Genomic DNA, 20,744 nt, shown 5'->3' with positions numbered 1-20,744 from the left:
TTTTGATGTGTATATGCACACAAAGCCCGCATGGAAGAAGACGATTTCTCGCTCTGCGTTCTCGACAACGCGCGCAAGGCCGCACGTGCCGTCAGCCGGCACTACGACAAGCTGGCGCGGCAGGTTGGCATGACGGCAGGTCAGTTCTCCGTTCTTGTCTCGATCCGCAAATACGAAGGCGTGACGACGGCAGCACTGGCCAAGCGGCTGTCCATGGAACGTACGACGCTGGTGCGCAACGTCGCTCTTCTGGAGCGCAAGGGGCTGGTCGCATCGCAACCTGTCCGGGACGGTCGCAGCAAACAGTATCGGCTGACCCCGAAGGGTGCGGAGCTTCTTGATACCGCCGTCCCATTGTGGCGGCAGGCCCAGGCAGACGTGAAGGGACATCTCGGCAGCGATGAATTTCTGCGTGCCATCGACACCCTGAAGCGGCTCTCGGAGCTATAGCCGGGCAAAAGGGATTTCCATTCCAGGCGGACTGGCAAACCGCCTCGACACATCTTAACTGCCGGGGCGGGGGCGCTGGCAAACCAATGTGAGGTAAGACATGCGACGTGTGGTCGTGACGGGACTGGGGATCGTTTCCCCGCTGGGCACCGGGGTAGATGCCTTCTGGAACCGGGTGAAAGACGGGAGCAACGGCATCCGCCAGATCACCCACTTCGATGCAGGCGAGCTGGCTTGCCAGATTGCAGGCGAGGTTCGTTCCAAAGCAGAAGACGAGCATGGCTTTGATGTCGATGCAGTGATGGATCCGCGCGAACAGCGCCGCTCTGACCGGTTCATCCACTTTGCCATGGGGGCGGTTCAGGAAGCGCTGGCCCATGCGGGTTGGGAGCCGAAGTCCGACAGGGACAAGGAACGCACAGGCACGATCATCGCGACCGGGGTTGGCGGGTTTCCGGCCATGACCGCCGGTACGCGGCTGGTGGACGAAAAAGGCCCTCGCCGCGCGTCGCCTTTTCTGGTGCCATCGTTCCTGGCCAACCTGGCTGCCGGGCAGGTCTCCATCCGACATGGCCTCAAGGGGCCGATCGGCGCACCGGTGACTGCCTGTGCGGCCAGCCTTCAGGCCCTGGGCGATGCCGCCCGTATTATCCGTTCGGGAGAAGCCGACGTGATGGTGGCAGGCGGGTCAGAAGCCTGTATCGACAAGGTTTCCTACGCCGGGTTCTGTGCCGCGAAGGCCATGTCCTCCAAACGCAATGACGATCCGGCCCATGCGTCCCGGCCATTTGACCAGGACCGTGACGGCTTCATCATGGGCGAAGGCGCTGGCATCCTGATCCTGGAAGACCATGACCATGCCACCGCCCGTGGTGCGACGATCCTGGCCGAGTTGGCCGGTTACGGCACCAGTGCCGACGCCTATCACGTTACCGCGTCTTCGCCGGACGGTGAGGGCGGTCTGCGGGCAATGCGGCAGGCCCTGTCGACGGCCAATCTCTCGCCCGGTGAAATCGGTTACGTCAATGCGCACTCCACATCGACACCTGTCGGCGATGCTGCAGAAATTGCTGCACTGACAACGCTTTTCGAAAACCGTGGCAAGGACCTTGCAGTGTCGTCGTCAAAGTCGATGTTCGGCCACCTGCTGGGAGCTGCCGGAGCCGTGGAGGCAATCGCCTGCGTCAAGGCCCTGATGAGCGGTCTGTTGCCGCCCTCCCGCAATCTGGAAGCGGCCGACGAGGCCATGAGCCGGTTTGAAATGATCCCCGGCAAGGCCATTGCTCGTGACGTCAACCACATCCTCACCAATGGCTTTGGTTTCGGCGGTGTGAACGCCAGTGCGGTGTTCTCGAAGGTGTGAAACTAAACGACCGTCAGACACTGCTCATTCTTTGAGCTTTTTAAAATCAAGAATCCCATATATGAGAAAATTCTCATTTATGGGATTTTTTGATGTCGAACCTTGATCAAGATCTTGCCCGGCGGCTGACCGAGCTGCGACGGGCCAGATACTGGCCACTGGAAGATCTGGCCGAACGCACCGGTATCAGCCGGGCAACCCTGTCGCGGATCGAGCGCGGAGATACCAGCCCGACCGCAAGCGTTCTCGGAAAACTTGCCGCGGCATTCGGCCTCTCAATGGCCGAACTATTCGGAGCGGCCTCCGCTACGATCGAGCGCCTTGTTCCTCGGGACGCGCAGGCCGTCTGGACGGACCCGGAGACAGGCTATGTCCGCCGCACATTAACGCCGGCAGCAAGCGGGTATCGCGGGGCCATGATCGAAGGTTGCATTCCCCCCGGTGCCACCGTTGCCTATGCCGCTCCACCGGTTCCGGATCTGGAGCATCAACTTGTGCTTCTGGAGGGGAACCTGCGGATGGTCATCGGCCCGGATGCCTACGACCTGGAGCCTGGTGATGCCCTGCGGTTCCGTCTCAACGCCCCCAACAGTTACCACGCGTCTGGATCTGTTCCGGCACGCTATTTCCTGACGGTGATCACGCCATGACACTTCCCGTTACCGAAACCGGACGTCTGCAAGTCCAGCCGTTCACGCCTGAAGCTCCCGTCGATCTGATGTCCGCAGATGAGGTGCGCAGGTCGCTTCCCGCCCTGGGGCAGCTTCTGAAAGCATGCGTCGAAGATGGTGCCGGGATCGGCTTCCTGTTGCCGATGCCGCAGGACAAGGCGGAAGCCTTCTGGGCGAGCAAGTTGCCCGCCATCGAAAGTGGGGAGGCATTTCTGCTTGCCGCGCGCCACGGGGCGGACATTGCGGGGGTGGTGATGCTTGTGAAGGCAGGAGCCGACAACCAGCCCCATCGGGCGGACGTCGCCAAGCTGATGGTTCATCCGGATCATCGGCGCAAGGGACTTGCCAGAAAGCTCATGTCGGCCATCGATGGCCTTGCCCGTTCCGAGAACCGCTGGATGCTGGTGCTGGATACGGTCACCGGAGATCGAGCGGAAAAGCTCTACCCGACTTGCGGATACCAGAAGGTCGGCGTCATTCCGGACTACGCCTATAACAGCCACGGCCATCTGGACGCGACAACCGTGTTCTTCAAGGATTTGCGGTGAGAGGAAGCGATTTGCTCCGCAGTACAGCCGGCGGAGGCCCGAGGCTCGGGTCTCCGCTTGGCTTTGCCTGGTTTGTCAGTCGCCAGGGTGGCTCAGCTGAGGAAGCAGGCCTGCCACGCCTGCGTTAGTCGCTGAACTCCACGGAGTCCGGCTTGACGCCAAGCTCCTCGAGCACTTCCTGAACCGCCTCCATCATGGGCGGCGGTCCGCAAAGATAGAAGCGGCGGTCCAGATCAGGCACGAATTCCTTGATCATGTCCGCGTCGATCATGCCGTGGTGGCTGCCGGCCGTGTCTTCGTCTGACAGAACGTGATCGATCTTCAGGCCGTCCATAGCCTCAAGTTCCTTGCGGTAGATAATGTCCTCCGAGGTCTTGTTGGCAAAGATCAGCTGGTTGCCGTTCAGCTTTCCCTTCTTCTCCAGGTCCCGGAAAATCGCAAGGAACGGCGTGATGCCGGCGCCGCCGGCAATGAACACACCCGGCTCGTCATAGCGGAAGGTCTTGAACGGATCGGCGATCAGCACGTGGTCGCCCTCCTTCAGCTTGTGAAGGCGCTCCGTAACCCCGTCATGATCGGGGTATCCCTTGATGGTGAATTCGAGAGTTCGCTCTTCGGGCAAGGACGTCATGGTGAAGGGGCGAGTCTCGTCCCGCCAACCGTCTTCATCGAGCGCAATCTCTGTCGCGTCCCCGACCTTGAAGTCGAACCCTTCAGGCTCGACAAGACGGAAGCGTTTTACATCGTGAGTGACCTGATCGATCTTGAGAATGGTCGCCTTGTGCATCTGTGCGTCTCCTTCTTGCTCGAAAAGGAAACGCGACAGGTGGCGGCAGGTTCCGCCAGAACACGGTGTCCCGACTGGGTGCCATAGGGGCCGATTTGGTGCAATGTGCCCGGTGAGGCGCCCAGTGCTCCCGAGACCATGTGATCGCGGTGCCGGAGTGCAGAGCAGGCCAGTCCCGGAGTTGAATCAATTTCTGAAGTTGATGTGCCGAACAGCTTGCCTAACCCGCCTCGTTCAGCATTTCCAGCTCCAGCCACTGCTCCTCCGCAGCATCCTTTTCGTTCGTGAGATCAGTAATTTGCTGGGAAATCTTGGCAAACTTGTCAGGGTTCTTCACGTAGAGCTGCGGGTCGTTCATTTCCGCCTGAAGCGTTTCGAGACGCGCTTCAAGTTTCTCGATCGTGTCCGGCAGGGTTTTCAGAAGATGCTGCTGGGTGAAGCTCAGTTTTGATTTTGCCTGAGGCTTTTGCGGCGAAGCCTCTGGAGCGGAAGGCTTTTCCTTCTTCACGGGCGCTGCCTTGTCGGCCTTGCGAGCGGTGACGCCTTCGCCGCGCTGTGCCAGCATGTCGGTGTAGCCACCGGCATATTCACGCCAAAGGCCGTCGCCTTCCGAAACGATCACGGAGGTTGCCACCCGGTCGAGAAAATCGCGGTCGTGCGAGACGATCAGGGCTGTGCCGGGATAGTCGGCAAGCAGTTCCTGCAGCAGGTCGAGCGTTTCAAGGTCGAGGTCGTTGGTCGGCTCGTCGAGCACCATCAGGTTCGACTTGTTGGCCAGTGCCCGGGCGAGCATGGCGCGGGCGCGTTCACCACCCGACAGCACACCCACAGGCGTACGGGCCTGTTCCGGCGAGAACAGGAAGTCCTTCATGTAGGACATGACATGCTTGGTCTCGTCGCCGATCACCACCGTATCGCCGCGCCCGCCGGTCAGGACCGAGGACAGCGTGTCGTTGAGGTTCAGGTTCTCGCGCTTCTGGTCGAGCGTGACCATTTCCAGGTTGGTGCCGAGCCGTGTCGTGCCCGTGTCCGGTGCCAGTTCGCCGGTCAACATCTTCAAGAGCGTCGTCTTGCCAGCACCGTTCGGGCCGACGAATCCGATCCTGTCACCACGCTGGATGCGGGTCGAGAAGTCCTTGACGATGGCACGTTCGCCGTAGGTCTTGGAAATGCCCTTGGCCTCGATCACCAGCTTGCCAGAGACTTCAGCATCCGCAGCAGCAAGCTTGGCGGTGCCTTGAGGTCCGCGATGTTCCCGCTTCTGTTTGCGAAGGTCGGCAAGCTCGCGCACGCGCCGCATGTTGCGCTTACGCCGGGCGGTGACACCATAGGTCATCCAGTGCTCTTCGCGCTTGATCTTCTGCGCCAGCTTCTGCTGGTCGACCTCTTCCTGCTCGAACACCTCGTCGCGCCAGGCTTCGAAGTGGGCAAAGCCCTTGTCGAGCCGGCGGGCGACGCCGCGGTCAATCCAGACAGTGGTGCGCGACAGGTTCTCCAGGAAGCGACGGTCGTGGGAAATCAGCACCAGGGCGGACTTCAGGCTCTTGAGCTCCTGTTCCAGCCATTCGATGGCGGGAAGGTCCAGGTGGTTGGTTGGCTCGTCGAGCAACAGGATATCCGGCTCGGGGGCGAGCGTTCGGGCGAGGGCAGCTCTGCGGGCTTCGCCGCCGGAAAGGGACTTCGGGTCTTCCGTGCCGCTGAGGCCGAGGACTTCCAGAAGATAAGCGCCGCGATAGGGATCGTCGCCCTCGGTCAGGCCTTCGTTGACGTACTCCAGTGTGGAGGCATAGGCGGAAAGGTCCGGATCCTGCGGGAGATAGCGCACCGTGCGGCCGGGCTGGAAGAAGCGTTCGCCCTTGTCCATCTCCACCATGCCGGCAGCAATCTTCAAAAGGGTCGACTTGCCGGAACCGTTGCGGCCGACAAGGCACATGCGCTCACCTTCGGAAACGGAAAGCTCGGCACCGGTAAGAAGTGGCGTGCCGCCAAAGGTCAGATGAACGTCGCGAAGTGTCAGCAGCGGTGGAGCCATGAGGGTCTTGTTTTCCCGGTCGGAATGTCGGATCGGCGCCCGGTTTACTGGCCGCGCGTGAACCGCGCAAGCGGCCCGGAAAGAACGCCCAGCATTTTTGATCGCGATCGGAGAGATTTTGGTGCCCGAATGCGTTATTCTGGGCAGCGTGTGGACAGGGGCGACCAACAGGCGCGGGGCGTGCGCCGACAGGAGAGAGCATCATGTCTGACCTGAACCTGGCGAAACGCGAAAGGGGCTCTCTTGCCCGCAAGCGGTTTCGGATCTGTCTTGCCGCTGTCGCCATGTGTCTGGCCGGGGCATTCGTCGGCTTGACCGGCACATCGCCCGCACGCGCCGACGGGATCTATTTCAATGGTGTCGGTATCGGCTTCGGTTTCGGCAATCGTGGCTATCGCGGCGGCGCCTTCTACGCACCTTATGGTCTTTACGGCCCGCCTTACCGTCCCTATGGCGCACCTTACTATTACCATCCCTACGACATGAGAGCCTATCCCTACCGGTCGCGGGTCTATGTGAACCCGCCGCGGTATCGCGGACAACCGCAGCGTGTCCCTTATACCAAGACCGGACTGGCTCCCTTTACCCCTCAGTGGACGGCCTATTGCGCGCGGAAATTCAAGTCTTTCAACCCTGATACGGGCATGTATCTGGCCCATAGTGGAAAATATCGATTTTGCCGCTAGGATTGAAACATAATTGCGCGTGTTGAGGTCAAATTATTTGACCGCCGAGTAAAGCAACGGAAAAATTTTCCGGTATTGCTTAAAAACAAGCAAAAACATCGCCTTTTTGCGACTAAGGTCGAAATGTGCCGTTGGGGGATGCTTGATTGCTCGCAAAGAGCGTGGAATCTTGTGACCTATCGTTCCATTTGCTTCAACTATAACCCAAGAGGGGAGAGCGATATGTTCAAGTCCATGCGTGTGACAGCGCTTGCGGCTGCCTTGATGGCTGCCACATCTATCACTGCGGTTGCAGAGGTGGTCTACCACCGCGGCAACACTGCCGACCCGGAAACCCTGGATCAGCACAAGACCTCCACAGTCTATGAAGCGCATATCCTGCGTGATCTTTACGAGGGCCTGGTTGCCTATGGCGCCGATGGCCAGATCATTCCAGGCGTGGCTTCGGAGTGGAAGGTTTCCGACGACGGCAAGACCTACACCTTCATGCTGCGCGATGATGCCAAGTGGTCCAACGGGGATCCGGTTGTTGCCGGCGATTTCGTCTTTTCGCTTCAGCGCATCATGAACCCGGAAACGGGCGCGAAATATGCCAACGTTCTGTATCCGATCCTGAACGCCGAAAAGGTCAACAAGGGCGAAGCCAAGCCGGAAGAACTCGGCGTGAAGGCCGTCGACGATCATACGCTCGAGATCGCTCTGGAGTCCCCGACGCCGTATTTCATTGACCTTCTGGGCCACCAGACCGGCCTTCCGGTCCATCCGGCTTCTGTTGAAAAATTCGGCTCCGATTTCGTGAAAGCCGAAAACATCGTCACCAACGGTGCCTTCACCCTCGCAGAATTCGTGCCGAACGCACATGTGAAAGCGGTCAAGAACCCGCATTTCCATGACGCCGATCAGGTGAAGATCGACACTGTCTTCTTCTATCCGACCGAAGACCGTGGCGCGGCTCTGCGCCGGTTCCAGGCCGGCGAGCTGCACACCAACAACGATGCGCCGACCGAGCAGGTCGCCTTCATGCGTGAGAACCTGGGCGACCAGTTCCGCGTGGCGCCTTATCTGGGCACCTACTATTACGCGCTTAATCACGAAGACGAAGTCCTGAAGAACCCGGACGTCCGCCAGGCTCTGTCCATGGCGATCGACCGTGAGTTCCTGGCCGACGAAATCTGGGGCTCCACCATGGTTGCCGGCTATTCCTTCGTGCCGCCGGGCATCGGCAACTACGGTGATCCGGCCTATGCCGACTACAAGGACATGTCCCAGATCGACCGCGAAGAAAAAGCGATCGAACTTCTGACCAATGCCGGTTTCGGCCCGGACAATCCTGTCGAACTGACGATCAACTACAACACGTCCGAAAACCACAAGAACACGGCAGTCGCGATTGCCGACATGTGGAAACCTCTCGGCGTCAACGTCAAGCTGATCAACACCGACACCAAGACGCATTACGCCATGCTGCGTGACCGTCAGGACTTCGACGTCGCCCGCGCCGGCTGGATTGGCGACTACTCCGACCCGCAGAACTTCCTGTTCATGGTCGAGAGCGACAACGACGGCTTCAACTACGCCCGCTACAACAATCCTGAGTATGATGCACTCATGGACGAAGCGGCCGTCACGGTGGATCTGGAGAAGCGTGCGGACATCCTGAAGAAGGCTGAAGAGCTCTTCATGCGGGACCTGCCGTTCATTCCGATGATGTACTACGGTTCCATGAACCTGGTCTCCGACAAGATGGCAGGATTTGAGGACAACCTCCTCAACATCCATCCGTCCCGCTGGATGAGCATCTCCGAATAACCTGACAACATCGAGACCGGCAGGGCTTCCCTGCCGGTTCTTGCAAGGCGGCATCAATCAATCAAGATTGACCGAAAGACCGCCGTTAACAAACAGAGGCAAAGCCTATGCTCCGATATGTCCTCGGACGATTGCTCGGCGCAATCCCGACGCTTTTTCTGATTGTCACGATTTCCTTTTTCCTCATCCGCATCGCGCCGGGTGGACCGTTCGATCTGGAACGTCCCCTGGAAGCAAAGGTGATGGAAAACCTGAACAAGATCTACCATCTCAACGAGCCCCTGTGGAACCAGTACCTGCTGTACTTGCAGAGCGTGGCCCGTCTGGATTTCGGTCCGAGTTTCTACTTCCGCGACTTCTCGATCAATGAACTGTTTGCGGAAAGTCTTCCCATCTCCATCCAGCTGGGCTTGTCCGCTCTCTGCCTCGCCTTGGTGGTCGGCGGCTTCCTGGGCGTGGCAGCGGCGCTGCGCCAGAACAAACCGGCAGACTATTCGATCATGGCTGCGGCAACGCTCGGTGTCACGATCCCCAATTTCGTCGTTGCGCCGATCCTGACCCTGATCCTCGGCGTGTGGCTCGGCTGGCTACCCGTTGGGGGCTGGAATGGCGGGGCTTTCGTCAACCGGGTACTGCCGGTCGTGACACTCGCGCTGCCTCAGATCGCGGTCGTGGCACGTCTGACGCGCGGCTCGATGATCGAGGCGCTCAGGTCCAACCATGTTCGTACTGCAAGGGCCTATGGGCTGACCTCCTACATGATCGTGGTGGTGCATGCGCTCAGAGGGGCGATCCTGCCGGTCGTTTCCTATCTCGGCCCGGCTGCGGCAGCGCTGCTCACCGGTTCCGTCGTGATCGAAACCATTTTCGGTATCCCGGGCATCGGCCGCTACTTCGTGCAGGGCGCTCTCAACCGTGACTACACCCTGGTCATGGGGACGGTTGTTGTCGTTGCCTGCTTTGTTATCCTGTTCAACCTCGTCGTGGATCTGCTTTATGCGCTGCTCGATCCGCGTGTGCGCTACGACTGAGGAGGAGACGACTGTGACCCTCACTGCAACATCATCCACCGGGGCGCCTGCGAAGGGGCGTTCCCTGTGGGACGACGCGCGCGACCGGTTGCTCGCCAACCGTGCGGCGGTCGCCTCCATCATCGTGCTGCTGACAATCGGCCTGATCTCGATCCTTGGTCCGATCCTGTCTCCCCATCACTACGACACCGTCTATCGTGACTACGTGAAGGTGCCGGCCAGCCTGGAAGCCTATCCGAAGCCTGAGCAGGTCGAGCCCGGTTTCATGTCTTCCGCCAAACGGGCGCGTCTGACCGTGGAAGCGTTTGAGCGCGAAGGCGACACGATTGTCGCCAAGGTCACCTCCAGCCGGGATATCGATCCCCGGTCCGTGCTGTATTTTGACCGCAGCGACCTGTTCAAGAATACCGAGCTGACGGACATGTCCGCGGACAACAAGTCTGCAACGGTCAGGGCCGACATCAACTTCATGCATTTCTATTTCGGCACCGACGCCAATGGTCGTGACATGATGACCCGGACCTTCATCGCCGGCCGCGTGTCGCTGACCATCGGTCTTCTGGCAACCATCGTTGCGATATCGATCGGTGTTCTCTACGGGGCGACTTCAGGATATCTCGGTGGCCGGGTCGACCAGATGATGATGCGCGTCGTCGATATCCTCTATTCTCTGCCGTTCATCTTCTTCGTGATCATGCTGGTCGTGTTCTTCGGCCGGAACTTCATCCTGATGTTCATCGCCGTCGGTGCCGTGGAATGGCTCGACATGGCGCGCATCGTGCGCGGGCAGACGCTGACCATCAAACGCCAGGAATATGTGCAGGCGGCGGAAGCACTCGGTGTGGCCGATGGCGGTATCGTGCGCCGGCACATCATCCCGAACACGCTTGGACCGGTCGTGGTCTACATGACCCTTCTGGTGCCGAAGGTGATCCTGCTGGAAAGTTTCCTGTCCTTCCTTGGCCTCGGCATTCAGGAGCCGATGACCAGCTGGGGCGTGTTGATTTCCGAAGGCGCGCGAAATCTGCAAGGGGCGCCCTGGATGCTGATTTTCCCGTCCATCTTCCTGACATCGACCCTGTTTGCGCTGAACTTCATCGGCGACGGCCTGCGCGATGCCCTGGACCCGAAGGACCGGTGAGGAGAAGACCATGACCAGCGAAACCAAGAAAACGGTCCTCTCCATCAAGGATCTGAAGGTCGACTTTGAAACCGCGACGGGTACCGTCAATGCGGTCCAGGGCGTCGACATTCACGTTGAGGCGGGTGAAACCGTCGCGATCGTCGGGGAAAGCGGCTCGGGCAAGAGCCAGACCATGATGGCGGCTATGGGCCTTCTGGCGTCCAACGGGCGCACACGCGGCGAGGTGATCTATGAAGGCCGGAATATTCTCGGCCTGCCGGTGGGCAAGCTCAACAAGATCCGCGGCGCCAAGATCACCATGATCTTCCAGGAGCCCATGACCTCGCTCGACCCGCTTTACACCATCGGACGGCAACTGGCCGAGCCCATGGTCGTTCATGGCGGGTTGTCGTGGAAAGCGGCCAAGGCAAAGGCCCTCGAGCTTCTGAAACTCGTCAACATTCCCGAGCCGGAACGCAAGATCAACGCCTATCCGTACGAGATGTCAGGTGGCCAGCGCCAGCGCGTGATGATCGCCATGTCGCTTGCCAACGATCCAGACGTGCTGATTGCCGACGAGCCGACCACTGCGCTCGATGTCACCACACAGGCGCAGATCCTGGACCTTCTGGCGGATCTGCAAAAGCGGCTCGGCATGGCGGTGATCTTCATCACCCATGATCTGGGTATCGTTCGCCGTATCGCGGACCGGGTCTATGTCATGAAGACCGGTGAAGTGGTGGAAAGCGGCGAGACCGGGCAGATCTTCACCCGTCCTGCGCATCCCTACACAAAGATGCTTCTGGATGCGGAGCCGACAGGCCACAAGCTGCCGGTGCCGGACAGTGCGCCTGTTCTGCTGGAAGCGCAGAAGGTCGAAGTGGAATTCGAGCTTGATTCCGGTTTCCTGAAGCCCAAGCATGTGTTGCGTGCCGTTGACGACATCAGTTTCTCGCTGCGCAAGGGCCAGACACTGGGCATCGTCGGCGAAAGTGGCTCTGGCAAGTCCACCCTCGGTCGTGCAGTGCTGAACCTGTTGCCGGCCGGTGGCCGGGTGGTGTTCCACGGACAGCAGATCACCGGCAAGAACCGCTCCGAAATGCGCGCGCTTCGCAAGGACATGCAGCTTATCTTCCAGGACCCTTTCGGGTCTCTGTCCCCGCGTATGACGGTTGGCCAGATCATTTCCGAAGGGTTGATGGTGCACGAACCCTCACTCAACGCCCGACAGCGGGATGAGCGCGCCTGCAAGGCACTTGAGGAAGTGTCACTCGACCCAGTCATGCGCAATCGCTATCCGCACGAGTTTTCGGGCGGCCAGCGTCAGCGTATCGCGATTGCCCGCACCATGGTTCTGAAGCCGGAACTGGTCGTGCTCGACGAGCCGACCTCGGCTCTCGACCGGACAATCCAGAAGCAGGTTGTGGAATTGCTGCGTGACCTGCAGAAGGCTCATGACCTGACCTATCTGTTCATCAGTCATGACCTTGCCGTCGTGCGCGCGCTGTCAGACACCGTGATGGTGATGCAACGTGGCAAGGTTGTCGAGGCGGGGTCCGCCGACGCGATCTTCGAAGCGCCGAAGTGCGATTACACCAAGGAGCTGATCGGGGCCGCAATGCTGACCCAGCAGCAAATGATGGAAAGTGCCTGAGGGCGAACCTTCAAACAGCATCTCGGGTGCGCGGGCGGTCAATCCAAAAGCGGTTGACCGCCCGCAACCTGTGGGCTCTCGGCCTGTGTGAGCGGGGAGGTCGGGTCAACTTACCCTAACGCCAATTGAAACCAGATGCCTGAACAGGCAGCGCGTCGAACTGGTCCTGCAATTCCACGATATCCGTACCGTAAAAGTGTGGGGCCAGCAAAACGGCGCTCGACAGGATATGAGCTCGAAGAGCCGTCAGTGTCGCGTCGACATCATGAGCTTCCAGCGCCTCGATGACGGATCGGTGCGGGGTCACATTGGGCCTGGTCCATGACTGTTCTGAACGCGGTCTCGACAGCATGACCCGTTGCAGGATCATGAAGGTCCTGACCAGCATGGGATCCAGAACGGGCATCCGGGCGATCCTGAAGAGTTTCAAGTGCAGGGCACGGTCTATTTCCGCACAGCCGAACACGTCCCGCTTGTCACGGCAGGCTTCGAACTGGTCTTCAAGGTCATAGAGCTCGTTCACCTGGTCCTTGGTGACATGTTTGACCGCTTCCACGACGCCGGTCGATTCAATGTCGATGCGCAGTTTCAGCATCAGACGAGCTTCCAGCGGGCTCGGATCTGTGACGTAGGTGCCTTGATAGCCGCGGCGAACAACGAGCCCGCATTCCTGAAGCAGCATGAGCGCTTCACGGATGGTGCTCTGCGAGCAGCCATAGTCCTGGGCAAGGGATTGTTCTGTAATCGGGCTTTCCGAGGTCATTTCCCCGGTCAGGATCTGGCGTTTGAGGTCCTGATAGACTGCATCGGACTTGCGCGCGCGCTTGCCCCTGTTTTCCGCTTGAACCGGCGAACGTCTGTCCGCGGTAAGTAGTACATTCACGTCGCTGCCCCCCACTGGCATCGCGTCTGAATGGCAACGCAAAGAAAGACCACAGCCGACAAATATCGCCGTCTGCAATCTCGCGTTTTTTTCTCCATCCGGCCATCCGCAGGTGCGAAGGAACGGTCAATGGGACGTGCCAACCACGCACAACCGCCTGAATACTGCAACCTGCCTGCATCTTGTGCCACCGAAGAGGGTGGGTCTTGAACGTGCAGTTCAGTTGGAATTCCGGATCTAATATTTAGACGGCTGCCAAAAAATAACAATAAATGCATTGTTTCTCCGCCCGGCCACAAATGCAATCGCTATCTGTTTACGCATGGTAACAAGTTTGCGAGGCGGGCGGAGTGATCTTGATCAAAGGCGAGAAAGGCCCCGTTCAGTCGGCAGCTTTCTCCAGTGCGGAGATCCAGTTTTTCCAGGCGATCTTCTCCAGAACCGGTGTATTGAAGCCACGGGCGTCGAGCTCTTCCATCAGACGGGACAGACCGGTGACGTCACCGATGTCGCGCGGCAGGACACAGCCATCGAAGTCCGAGCCGAGAGCCACGCTGTCTTCGCCGAGGCGGTCAACCAGATAGGCTGCATGGTCAGCAATGACCGAAAGCGGCGTGTCACGCGAATGACCGCCATCCTTGCGCAGGAAGGCAACGTGGAAATTGATGCCGACGAGACCGCCGCTTTCCTTGATGGCATCAAGCTGCTTGTCCGTCAGATTGCGGCTGCTTTCGCAAATCTTGTGAACATTGGAGTGGCTGGCAACGATCGGCCGTTCTGTGATGCGCGCCAGGTCCCAGAACCCCTTTTCGTTCAGATGGGACACATCAAGCAGCACCCCGAGCTGGTTGCAGGCGCGAACCAGGTCGCGACCCGCGCCGGTCAGGCCGGGGCCGATATCCGGTGAAGCCGGGTGCGCCATCGGCACACCGTATCCGAAATCATTCTCTCGGCTCCACACCAGGCCAAGTGAGCGCAGGCCGCGTCCGTAGAGCTCCTCCAGCGCATAAAGGTTGGTATCGATGGCTTCGGCACCTTCAATGTGAAGGCTTATGGCAATCTGACCGGATTCGATCGCTGTACGGTTCTCGTCCGGGGTTCTGCAAATGACGACATTGCCTTCCGACTGGGCTTCGATCTGCTCGGCCCGTTCCAGCATACGTTTTGTGAAATCAAACGCGCTCTTCTGCGGTACGGGCTGATAGTTGGCAGGGTCCTTCGGGTTGAAGGGACGGGTGAAGTCCTGTTCCGGGTTGGAAGGTACGAACATGGCGAAAAGCCCACCGGCAAATCCGGCTTCCTGCGCCCGCACCATGTCGATGTGGCCTGTGGTCGAGCGGTCAAAGAAACTGCGCTCGGTGCCTTTCATGGCCTCGATCTCGAGTTTCAGGAGTGTGTCGTTGTGACCATCGAAGACGGGAAAGGGCGACTTTGAAACGTTTGTCTGCACGGAAGGACCTTGAGTGTGGGGTGGGCCGGAGAAGGTCGGCTGAGAATAATCTAAGGATTCATCTGAAGAATGTAAGGCAGTTCGGCGAATGTGACTTGCAACTGTTGAAAACCTGTCTCAAGAAGGAGCCAGAATTTGTGGAGGTCTCATGAAGCGTTCCAATTCGCCGCTCGATGGTGACAGTTCGCCAGCAGGTGGCGCGATGAACAGGCGTGGTTTCCTGACCGCCGGCCTGGTGCTTACGGCAGCCGGCCTAGCAGGATGTCAGTCCGCCGGGCTGGTTGGTCTGCCGGATCAGGCCGATCTGCCGGACGAGCAGTTCGACTATGCGGCTGCCTATGCGGCATGGCCCGATGGCGATTACACCTGGCCGGCAATCAACTACAAGAATTTCGACCAGAAGTACTGGCGGCAGATCGTGGAGTACAAAACCCGCGAGCGGCCCGGAACCATCATCGTCGATCCCTATAACAACTTCCTGTACTGGACGCTCGGCAATGGCAAGGCGCTGCGCTATGGCATCGGTGTGGGCAAGGCAGGGTTCGCCTGGTCGGGCGATGCGAAGATCCGCGTCAAGCGGCCTCATCCGATCTGGCGCCCTCCACGCGAAATGATTGCCCGCAAGCCGTCTCTGGAGCGTTATTGGGAAAAGGGCTACCCGCCCGGGCTGAAGAACCCGCTCGGCGCGCGCGCCATGGATCTGTGGCAAGGCGCCACTGACACGCTTTACCGCATCCACGGCACCAACCAGCCGAACTCCATCGGCAAGAGCGTGTCTTCGGGCTGTATCCGCATGTGGCAGCAGGACGTGATCGACCTGTACAGCCGCGTGCCGCTGCAGACAAAGGTGATCGTGCTTGGCAAGGATCCCAACGCGGACGCCTAAGTGGTCACGCTGATGGAAATGAAAAAGGCGGTACCTGTCGGTGCCGCCTTTTTTGTCGAGCGGTTTCAGGCGGCTTTGATCAGAGCCACGTCGTGGAAGACGGCGGAGAAATGACAGACCGCGGCGGCCAGTACGAAGGCGTGCCAGATCGCATTCTGGAATGGCAGGCGTTTCCAGGCATAGAAAGCTGTTCCAACCGTATAAAGCAGTCCGCCCGCCAGGATCATGTAGAACCCGAATGCGGATGCTTTTTCGATCAGCGGATTGACGGCAAAAACGACCACCCAGCCTAGCGCGAGGTAGATGGGGACGGTGAGGCGATCAAGCCCGGTCAGATGTGCCAGCTTGACGATGGCCCCGGCCAGCGCACCGGTCCACACGACAGCCAGCAGCACGCCGCCCGTCCATCCGCCGATGATCATTGCCGCCAGAGGGGTGTAAGTGCCCGCGATCATCAGGAAGATGGCCGCGTGGTCGAGCCGCCTCAAGATCCCTGTCTTGTGGTCTTTCGCCAGCATGTTGTAGAGCGCTGAACAGATCAGCATCGCCATCAGGCAGGCGGCATAGATCATGACAGTGACCTGCCGGGCGGGGTCTCCCGCGTTCCAGAGCGTGGCTGCCAGGACAATGGTTGCCGTCAGCCCCAGGCAGATGCCGATCACATGAACGGCACCGTCGGCGACGAATTCTGCAAAGGTCTGCGGTCTGATTGTCGGCATCAAGTATCCCTCGGTCGTTTGGAGCGCGATTGCGTGGTCCAACTCCTCTCAGCTGAACGTGCGGATAATTTGACGAAGCAAATTCGCAACGCCGAGGAGGGCCAATCGGTCTCAAACCATTTCAGCATAACTTATGGGCTCACACCCTAAAGCATGGCGTGAAAGTTTTATGAAAGCTTGATGGTGGCAGGTCGCATTTCCCCGGACTTGCCCAAAATTCGCAGACTTGCTTTAAAATTGGGCACCACTGGTATCAAATACATCCTTCCTGATTGCCCGCCATTTCGGAACGCTGCGATGATGAACCATCTCTTTGACGCCCTGACTGCCTTCATACCGGATCGGTCCAAGGTCTTTCTCGAAACACTTGACGGCGGGCAGATTACCTATGCGGACATGTTCGCGCGGTCTGCGCAATATGCCGGAGCTCTCCAGAAGCTGGGTGTCAAGGCGGGAGACCGCGTTGCTGTGCAGGTGGAAAAGACGCCTGATGCCCTGATGCTCTATCTCGGCACGATCCGTGCCGGTGGCGTGTTTCTGCCTCTGAACACTGCCTATACCCCTGCCGAAATCGGTTATTTCGTCGGTGATGCGGAACCGGCTGTTTTTGTCTGCGACCCGGCCAGGGCCGACGTGCTGGCCGGAACGGCGCAAAAGGCCGGCGCGCGATTGCACACGCTCGATCAGAACGGGGAGGGCAGCCTCAGTCTACTCGCAGACCAGATGCCGACGGACTACGACAACCGTCCGCGTGAAGACGACGATCTGGCGGCCATCCTCTATACGTCCGGTACTACGGGACGTTCCAAGGGAGCGATGCTCACGCATGGAAACCTGACGTCGAATTCGCAGACCATGGTGAAATACTGGCAGTTCACCGAAGACGATGTGCTGTTGCACGCCCTGCCGATTTTCCACACCCACGGGCTGTTCGTCGCCACCAACTGTCTGATGATGGCAGGCGGTTCCATGCTGTTCCTGTCGAAGTTCGACCTGGATCAGGTTCTTGCCGTTCTGCCGAAAGCAACAGCCATGATGGGCGTTCCGACATTCTATACGCGCCTGCTGGCATCGGACCGGTTCACGCGGGATGTGGCAGCCCATATGCGCCTGTTCATTTCAGGGTCAGCCCCGCTCTCGGCAGAGGTGCACAAGGAGTTTCGAGAGCGCACCGGACACGCAATCCTGGAGCGTTACGGCATGACCGAAACCAACATGAACACTTCCAATCCCTATGATGGTGCACGTCGGCCGGGAACGGTTGGATTTCCTTTGCCCGGTGTGGGGTTCCGTGTCGTTGATGCCAGAACCGGGCGGGAGCTGCCTGACGGAGAGGTCGGCATCATCGAGATCAAGGGGCCCAACGTTTTTCTGGGATACTGGCGAATGCCGGAAAAGACGGCGCAGGAATTTCGGGCGGACGGCTATTTCATCACCGGTGACATGGGGCGTATCGATGAAGACGGTTATGTTTCCATCGTCGGCAGGTCCAAGGATCTGATCATCAGCGGTGGTTTCAACGTTTATCCGGCCGAGGTTGAAGCGCTGCTGGACGAACTGCCGGGCGTCGCCGAAAGCGCGGTCATCGGCGTGCCGCATCCCGATTTTGGAGAAGCGGTGGTCGCCGTGCTGGCGCCGAAACCGGGAGCCGAACTGGGCCAGGACGCCGTTCAGGCCTCCTTGAACGATCGTCTGGCGAAGTTCAAGCAGCCCAAGAAGGTCCACGTCCTGGAAGCCTTGCCGCGCAACACCATGGGCAAGATCCAGAAAAACGTGCTGCGCGAACGGTTCAGCGGCGATTTCGGCTGATCACGCCATCTTGCACTCATTCGCCTGTCCCGCTTTTTTCGAGAAGGTCGAGACCTTTCAGCGTCGCTTCGCATGCAAGCCACAAGGATTTCTCTGAATGGACGACCTTGCTCAGCGTGTTGATGCCGATCATCAGCGTCTGAACCGCAAGTGCATTGCTGCGAATGTCATAGTCCTTCGGTAGTTCGCCGGTTTCAACACCCAGCTTGAGCAGTCTTTCCAACCGTTCCAGGCTTCCGAAGATGACTTCTGCCAACACCGGCCCCAGTTCGGGATGGCTGCTGCAGAGTTCGCTAATTGCGTTGACAGCCATGCAGCCGCGCCATTCCGGGTCGCGGGCCCGCAGGCGGCATATGTCCTGAAAGAATTCAGTGATTACGCCACGCACCAGCTTGTTGGAATTGTCGTGAGCCAGAACCCTGTCCGGCGAGATCCGGGTGTAGCGGGCAAGCACTTCTTTGAACAACAGCTCCTGGGAACCGAAGGCGTTGTAGAAGCTCGATCGGGTTATCCCGAGAACCTCCGCGAGCGATTTGACGGAATTGTTGCGATAGCCTGTCTGCCAGATCTGGTTCATCACCACATCGAGCGCGTCTTCCCTGTCGAATTTGGACGGTCGTGCCATCGCTCTCGTCTCACGAACATGTTACGCGGATGGTTTTGTTCATGTGTGGACAAAACACTTGTTCCAGTTTTATACACAGATGATCAAAACGTAGCAAGTTCAAGCGTTGTCACGAACTGACGGGACGCATGGTGCGGTTCCCTTCAGTCGCGTTGGCACCCCTGAAGACCACCTCTTTTCTTTTCCTCAGCCCAAGCTTTGAAGGAGCATAAGGCATGTTTGAGTACCACACCCCTGAAACTGCACCGCAAGGATCTCTGGACCTGCTCGAGAGGTCGAAGAAGGATTACGGCTTCTATCCGAAACTGCACCAGGTGATGGCCGAAGCCCCTTCCGTCTATGAAGCCTATCTGGAAACGTTCCGGCTTTTCACTCAAGCCACGGATCTGTCGCCAACCGAGCAGCAGGTCGTGATGATGACAGTGAACTACCTCAACGAATGTCATTACTGCATGGCAGGCCATACCATGCTGATGAAGATGGTGAAGGTGCCGGATGACGCGATTGCCGCCTTGCGCGTTGGAGGGCGCCTGAACGACCCGAAACTGGAAGCGCTTCGCGTCTATACGCGATCCCTCGTCGAGCAGCGTGGACATATCGGTGACGATGCGTTGAAGGCATTTCTTGCTGCGGGTTATTCCAAACGGCAGGCACTTGAAGTTCTTGTCGGCATCACCGCCAAGACCTTGTCGAACTTCACCAACGCGCTGGCTCACACTGAGCTGGATGAACCGGTCAAGCAATTTGCCTGGAAGAAGGAACCGGAAATGGCGTGACCTGCCAGGTCATTTGATCCGGCACCCGGGAGCACTCAGCTCCCGGGTGCTGAACGGTAAGCTGGTGCATCATTGGCGAATGACCTGAAGCCATAGGCGCAACACAGGGCGATCAGAACACCCATCACCCAGAAGATGGAACCAAACCCTGCCTCCATGGCCAGCAGCACGCTGCCCATTGTGACACCGAGTGTTCCTCCAACCAGACGCGCCGTGATGACCAGGCCACTGACCTCTCCCTGCTTTTCCGAAGGGACCGCGTTGGCGGTGATCCGCCCGGTCGGGATCATCGCAAAGGGAAGGGCAATTCCCCAGACCAGAAGAGCCGGGGCTAGCGCCAAATAGTTTTCCGCAAGGGTGAGAGTGCCGATAGCAATGTTGGCCAGAGCCAGAACCGCGAGGGCTACCAGAACCGGCTTGCGCGAACCGTGCCTGTCTCCCAACTTGCCGGCGGGAGCCGACAGGAAGGGAAACGGAAAAACGGCGACGACCGTTGCGAGACCTGCCGCCAGCGCCGAGAATTTCATGTCGAGCTGCAGGAAATGGGGTACGAAGATCGCAACGACGATCTTGTTCATCTGTGTCAGCAGGATCACGAGAACACTGGCGTGAAACGCCTTCAGTCGAAACAGATGCACATCGATCAGCGGCATCCGTTGCCTGGCTTCATAGGCTACGAAAAACACGATCCCGGCAATTCCAGCCAGCAAGCTGCACAGGATGAGTGGCGTCATCCAGCCAAAGTCGGGACCTTCCATCAGGCCGAAAATGATCCCCGTCATGCCAACAAGCAACAGGAACAGACCTATCCGGTCTATAAGCGGGCGGGCAGGCGTTTGCTGTGGCGGTTGCCAGAACAGGCAGGCAAGCACAGTACCAACGGCGACAATGGGGATGTTGACCCAAAATACCCAGCGCCAGGAAAGAAAATCAGTCAGAACACCGCCCAGCAGCGGTCCCGCGGCCAGGAATATCGTTGCCATCCCCGCCAGAATGCCGATTGCACGGCCCCGTTCTGCCTTGTCGAAGGTGAGGGTCGCGGCTGCGAGCGTCATCGGGAACATCACTGCTGCGCAAAGGCCCTGGACGATGCGCATGCCGATCAGCAGTTCAGGCCCGTTTGAAAAACCGGCCAGAAGACTGGCGAGCGCAAACACACTGGCGCTGACAATTAGGGCAGGGCGTAACCCGAAAAGGTCGATCGCCTTGCCGCCGATAGCGGCGAAGCAGGTGAACGTCAGCATGTAGGCGTTGATGATCCAGTGGGTAAGCGTCGGCGAAAGCCCCATTTCGGACCGGATTGCCGGAAGTGAAACGCCAAGGATTGTCTCGTCCAGCATCACCAGGCCGCCAAGCGTACCCATGGCCAGAACAAGCCCGCGTTTGCGATCCTTTTCGGAGAGTGAAGCCACTGCCTGTCTCCCCCGTTCGCCGGAAATTAC

General features: G+C 59.0%; 19 protein-coding genes. 12 read left to right on the top strand and 7 right to left on the bottom strand.

The genetic code is table 11. The features are described 5' to 3' along the window. Positions 1-30 precede the first annotated feature (30 nt). From FIV05_RS25965 to FIV05_RS25950, 4 genes are all read left to right on the top strand, one after another. Positions 31-450 (top strand): MarR family winged helix-turn-helix transcriptional regulator, encoded by a 420-nt coding sequence (locus tag FIV05_RS25965; protein WP_023000044.1) that lies wholly within the window; start codon positions 31-33, stop codon positions 448-450. A gap of 100 nt (positions 451-550) precedes the next feature. Further along, the gene (gene fabF / locus FIV05_RS25960) at positions 551-1,813 is read left to right on the top strand and encodes a beta-ketoacyl-ACP synthase II (RefSeq protein WP_152511507.1); all 1,263 of its coding nucleotides are present in this window, start codon (positions 551-553) and stop codon (positions 1,811-1,813) included. A gap of 92 nt (positions 1,814-1,905) precedes the next feature. Further along, entirely contained in the window at positions 1,906-2,463 is a 558-nt protein-coding gene (locus FIV05_RS25955; protein ID WP_152511506.1) for an XRE family transcriptional regulator, read from the top strand. Continuing rightward, the gene (locus FIV05_RS25950) at positions 2,460-3,032 is read left to right on the top strand and encodes a GNAT family N-acetyltransferase (protein ID WP_152511505.1); all 573 of its coding nucleotides are present in this window, start codon (positions 2,460-2,462) and stop codon (positions 3,030-3,032) included. Before FIV05_RS25955 ends, FIV05_RS25950 begins: the two co-directional genes overlap by 4 nt. A 124-nt stretch (positions 3,033-3,156) precedes the next feature. Here the strand turns inward: FIV05_RS25950 and FIV05_RS25945 are convergent, their stop codons facing one another. After that, positions 3,157-3,819, bottom strand: a complete 663-nt coding sequence (locus FIV05_RS25945) for an FAD-binding oxidoreductase (protein ID WP_152511504.1) — start codon at positions 3,817-3,819, stop codon at positions 3,157-3,159. A gap of 220 nt (positions 3,820-4,039) precedes the next feature. Next, positions 4,040-5,851: an ATP-binding cassette domain-containing protein gene (locus tag FIV05_RS25940; RefSeq protein ID WP_152511503.1), complete on the bottom strand. Its 1,812-nt coding sequence runs from the start codon at positions 5,849-5,851 to the stop codon at positions 4,040-4,042. Between the two features lie 203 nt (positions 5,852-6,054). Here FIV05_RS25940 and FIV05_RS25935 point away from each other — a divergent pair, with 203 nt between their 5' ends. From FIV05_RS25935 to FIV05_RS25915, 5 genes are all read left to right on the top strand, one after another. Continuing rightward, positions 6,055-6,537, top strand: coding sequence for a BA14K family protein (locus FIV05_RS25935; protein WP_152511502.1), 483 nt, complete (start codon positions 6,055-6,057; stop codon positions 6,535-6,537). A 222-nt stretch (positions 6,538-6,759) separates the two neighbouring features. Next, on the top strand, positions 6,760-8,346 hold the full coding sequence (locus FIV05_RS25930) for a peptide ABC transporter substrate-binding protein (RefSeq protein WP_152511501.1): 1,587 nt from the start codon (positions 6,760-6,762) through the stop codon (positions 8,344-8,346). 107 nt (positions 8,347-8,453) lie between these two features. Further along, positions 8,454-9,377: an oligopeptide ABC transporter permease OppB gene (gene oppB / locus FIV05_RS25925; RefSeq protein WP_031268981.1), complete on the top strand. Its 924-nt coding sequence runs from the start codon at positions 8,454-8,456 to the stop codon at positions 9,375-9,377. Positions 9,378-9,390: 13 nt separating this feature from the next. Next, on the top strand, positions 9,391-10,518 hold the full coding sequence (locus FIV05_RS25920) for an ABC transporter permease subunit (RefSeq protein WP_152511500.1): 1,128 nt from the start codon (positions 9,391-9,393) through the stop codon (positions 10,516-10,518). 10 nt (positions 10,519-10,528) lie between these two features. Further along, positions 10,529-12,154, top strand: coding sequence for an ABC transporter ATP-binding protein (locus FIV05_RS25915; RefSeq protein ID WP_209009792.1), 1,626 nt, complete (start codon positions 10,529-10,531; stop codon positions 12,152-12,154). A gap of 115 nt (positions 12,155-12,269) precedes the next feature. Here FIV05_RS25915 and FIV05_RS25910 read toward each other — a convergent pair whose 3' ends face one another. Next, positions 12,270-13,037: a GntR family transcriptional regulator gene (locus FIV05_RS25910; protein ID WP_173013950.1), complete on the bottom strand. Its 768-nt coding sequence runs from the start codon at positions 13,035-13,037 to the stop codon at positions 12,270-12,272. 382 nt (positions 13,038-13,419) lie between these two features. Continuing rightward, positions 13,420-14,406, bottom strand: coding sequence for a dipeptidase (locus FIV05_RS25905; RefSeq protein WP_228932992.1), 987 nt, complete (start codon positions 14,404-14,406; stop codon positions 13,420-13,422). A gap of 229 nt (positions 14,407-14,635) precedes the next feature. Between FIV05_RS25905 and FIV05_RS25900 the strand changes: the two genes are divergently transcribed. Further along, the gene (locus tag FIV05_RS25900; RefSeq protein WP_173013949.1) at positions 14,636-15,373 is read left to right on the top strand and encodes a L,D-transpeptidase; all 738 of its coding nucleotides are present in this window, start codon (positions 14,636-14,638) and stop codon (positions 15,371-15,373) included. A 65-nt stretch (positions 15,374-15,438) separates the two neighbouring features. Here FIV05_RS25900 and FIV05_RS25895 read toward each other — a convergent pair whose 3' ends face one another. After that, positions 15,439-16,092, bottom strand: coding sequence for a hemolysin III family protein (locus tag FIV05_RS25895; protein ID WP_208993375.1), 654 nt, complete (start codon positions 16,090-16,092; stop codon positions 15,439-15,441). Positions 16,093-16,389: 297 nt separating this feature from the next. Between FIV05_RS25895 and FIV05_RS25890 the strand changes: the two genes are divergently transcribed. Continuing rightward, positions 16,390-17,901 (top strand): malonyl-CoA synthase, encoded by a 1,512-nt coding sequence (locus FIV05_RS25890; RefSeq protein WP_152511496.1) that lies wholly within the window; start codon positions 16,390-16,392, stop codon positions 17,899-17,901. A 16-nt stretch (positions 17,902-17,917) separates the two neighbouring features. Here the strand turns inward: FIV05_RS25890 and FIV05_RS25885 are convergent, their stop codons facing one another. Then, positions 17,918-18,526, bottom strand: coding sequence for a TetR/AcrR family transcriptional regulator (locus FIV05_RS25885; protein WP_152511495.1), 609 nt, complete (start codon positions 18,524-18,526; stop codon positions 17,918-17,920). A gap of 215 nt (positions 18,527-18,741) precedes the next feature. Here FIV05_RS25885 and FIV05_RS25880 point away from each other — a divergent pair, with 215 nt between their 5' ends. Continuing rightward, complete coding sequence (locus FIV05_RS25880; RefSeq protein WP_152511494.1) at positions 18,742-19,302, top strand: carboxymuconolactone decarboxylase family protein; 561 nt, start codon at positions 18,742-18,744, stop codon at positions 19,300-19,302. Positions 19,303-19,337: 35 nt separating this feature from the next. Here FIV05_RS25880 and FIV05_RS25875 read toward each other — a convergent pair whose 3' ends face one another. Continuing rightward, complete coding sequence (locus tag FIV05_RS25875) at positions 19,338-20,714, bottom strand: DHA2 family efflux MFS transporter permease subunit (protein WP_152511493.1); 1,377 nt, start codon at positions 20,712-20,714, stop codon at positions 19,338-19,340. Between the last annotated feature and the right edge of the window lie 30 nt (positions 20,715-20,744).

Origin of the sequence: Labrenzia sp. THAF191a, from assembly GCF_009363335.1 — a bacterium.
GTDB lineage: Bacteria > Pseudomonadota > Alphaproteobacteria > Rhizobiales > Stappiaceae > Roseibium > Roseibium algicola.
Note: the sequence above shows the minus strand (reverse complement) of the source record. Positions and strands in the feature narration are given on the sequence as shown.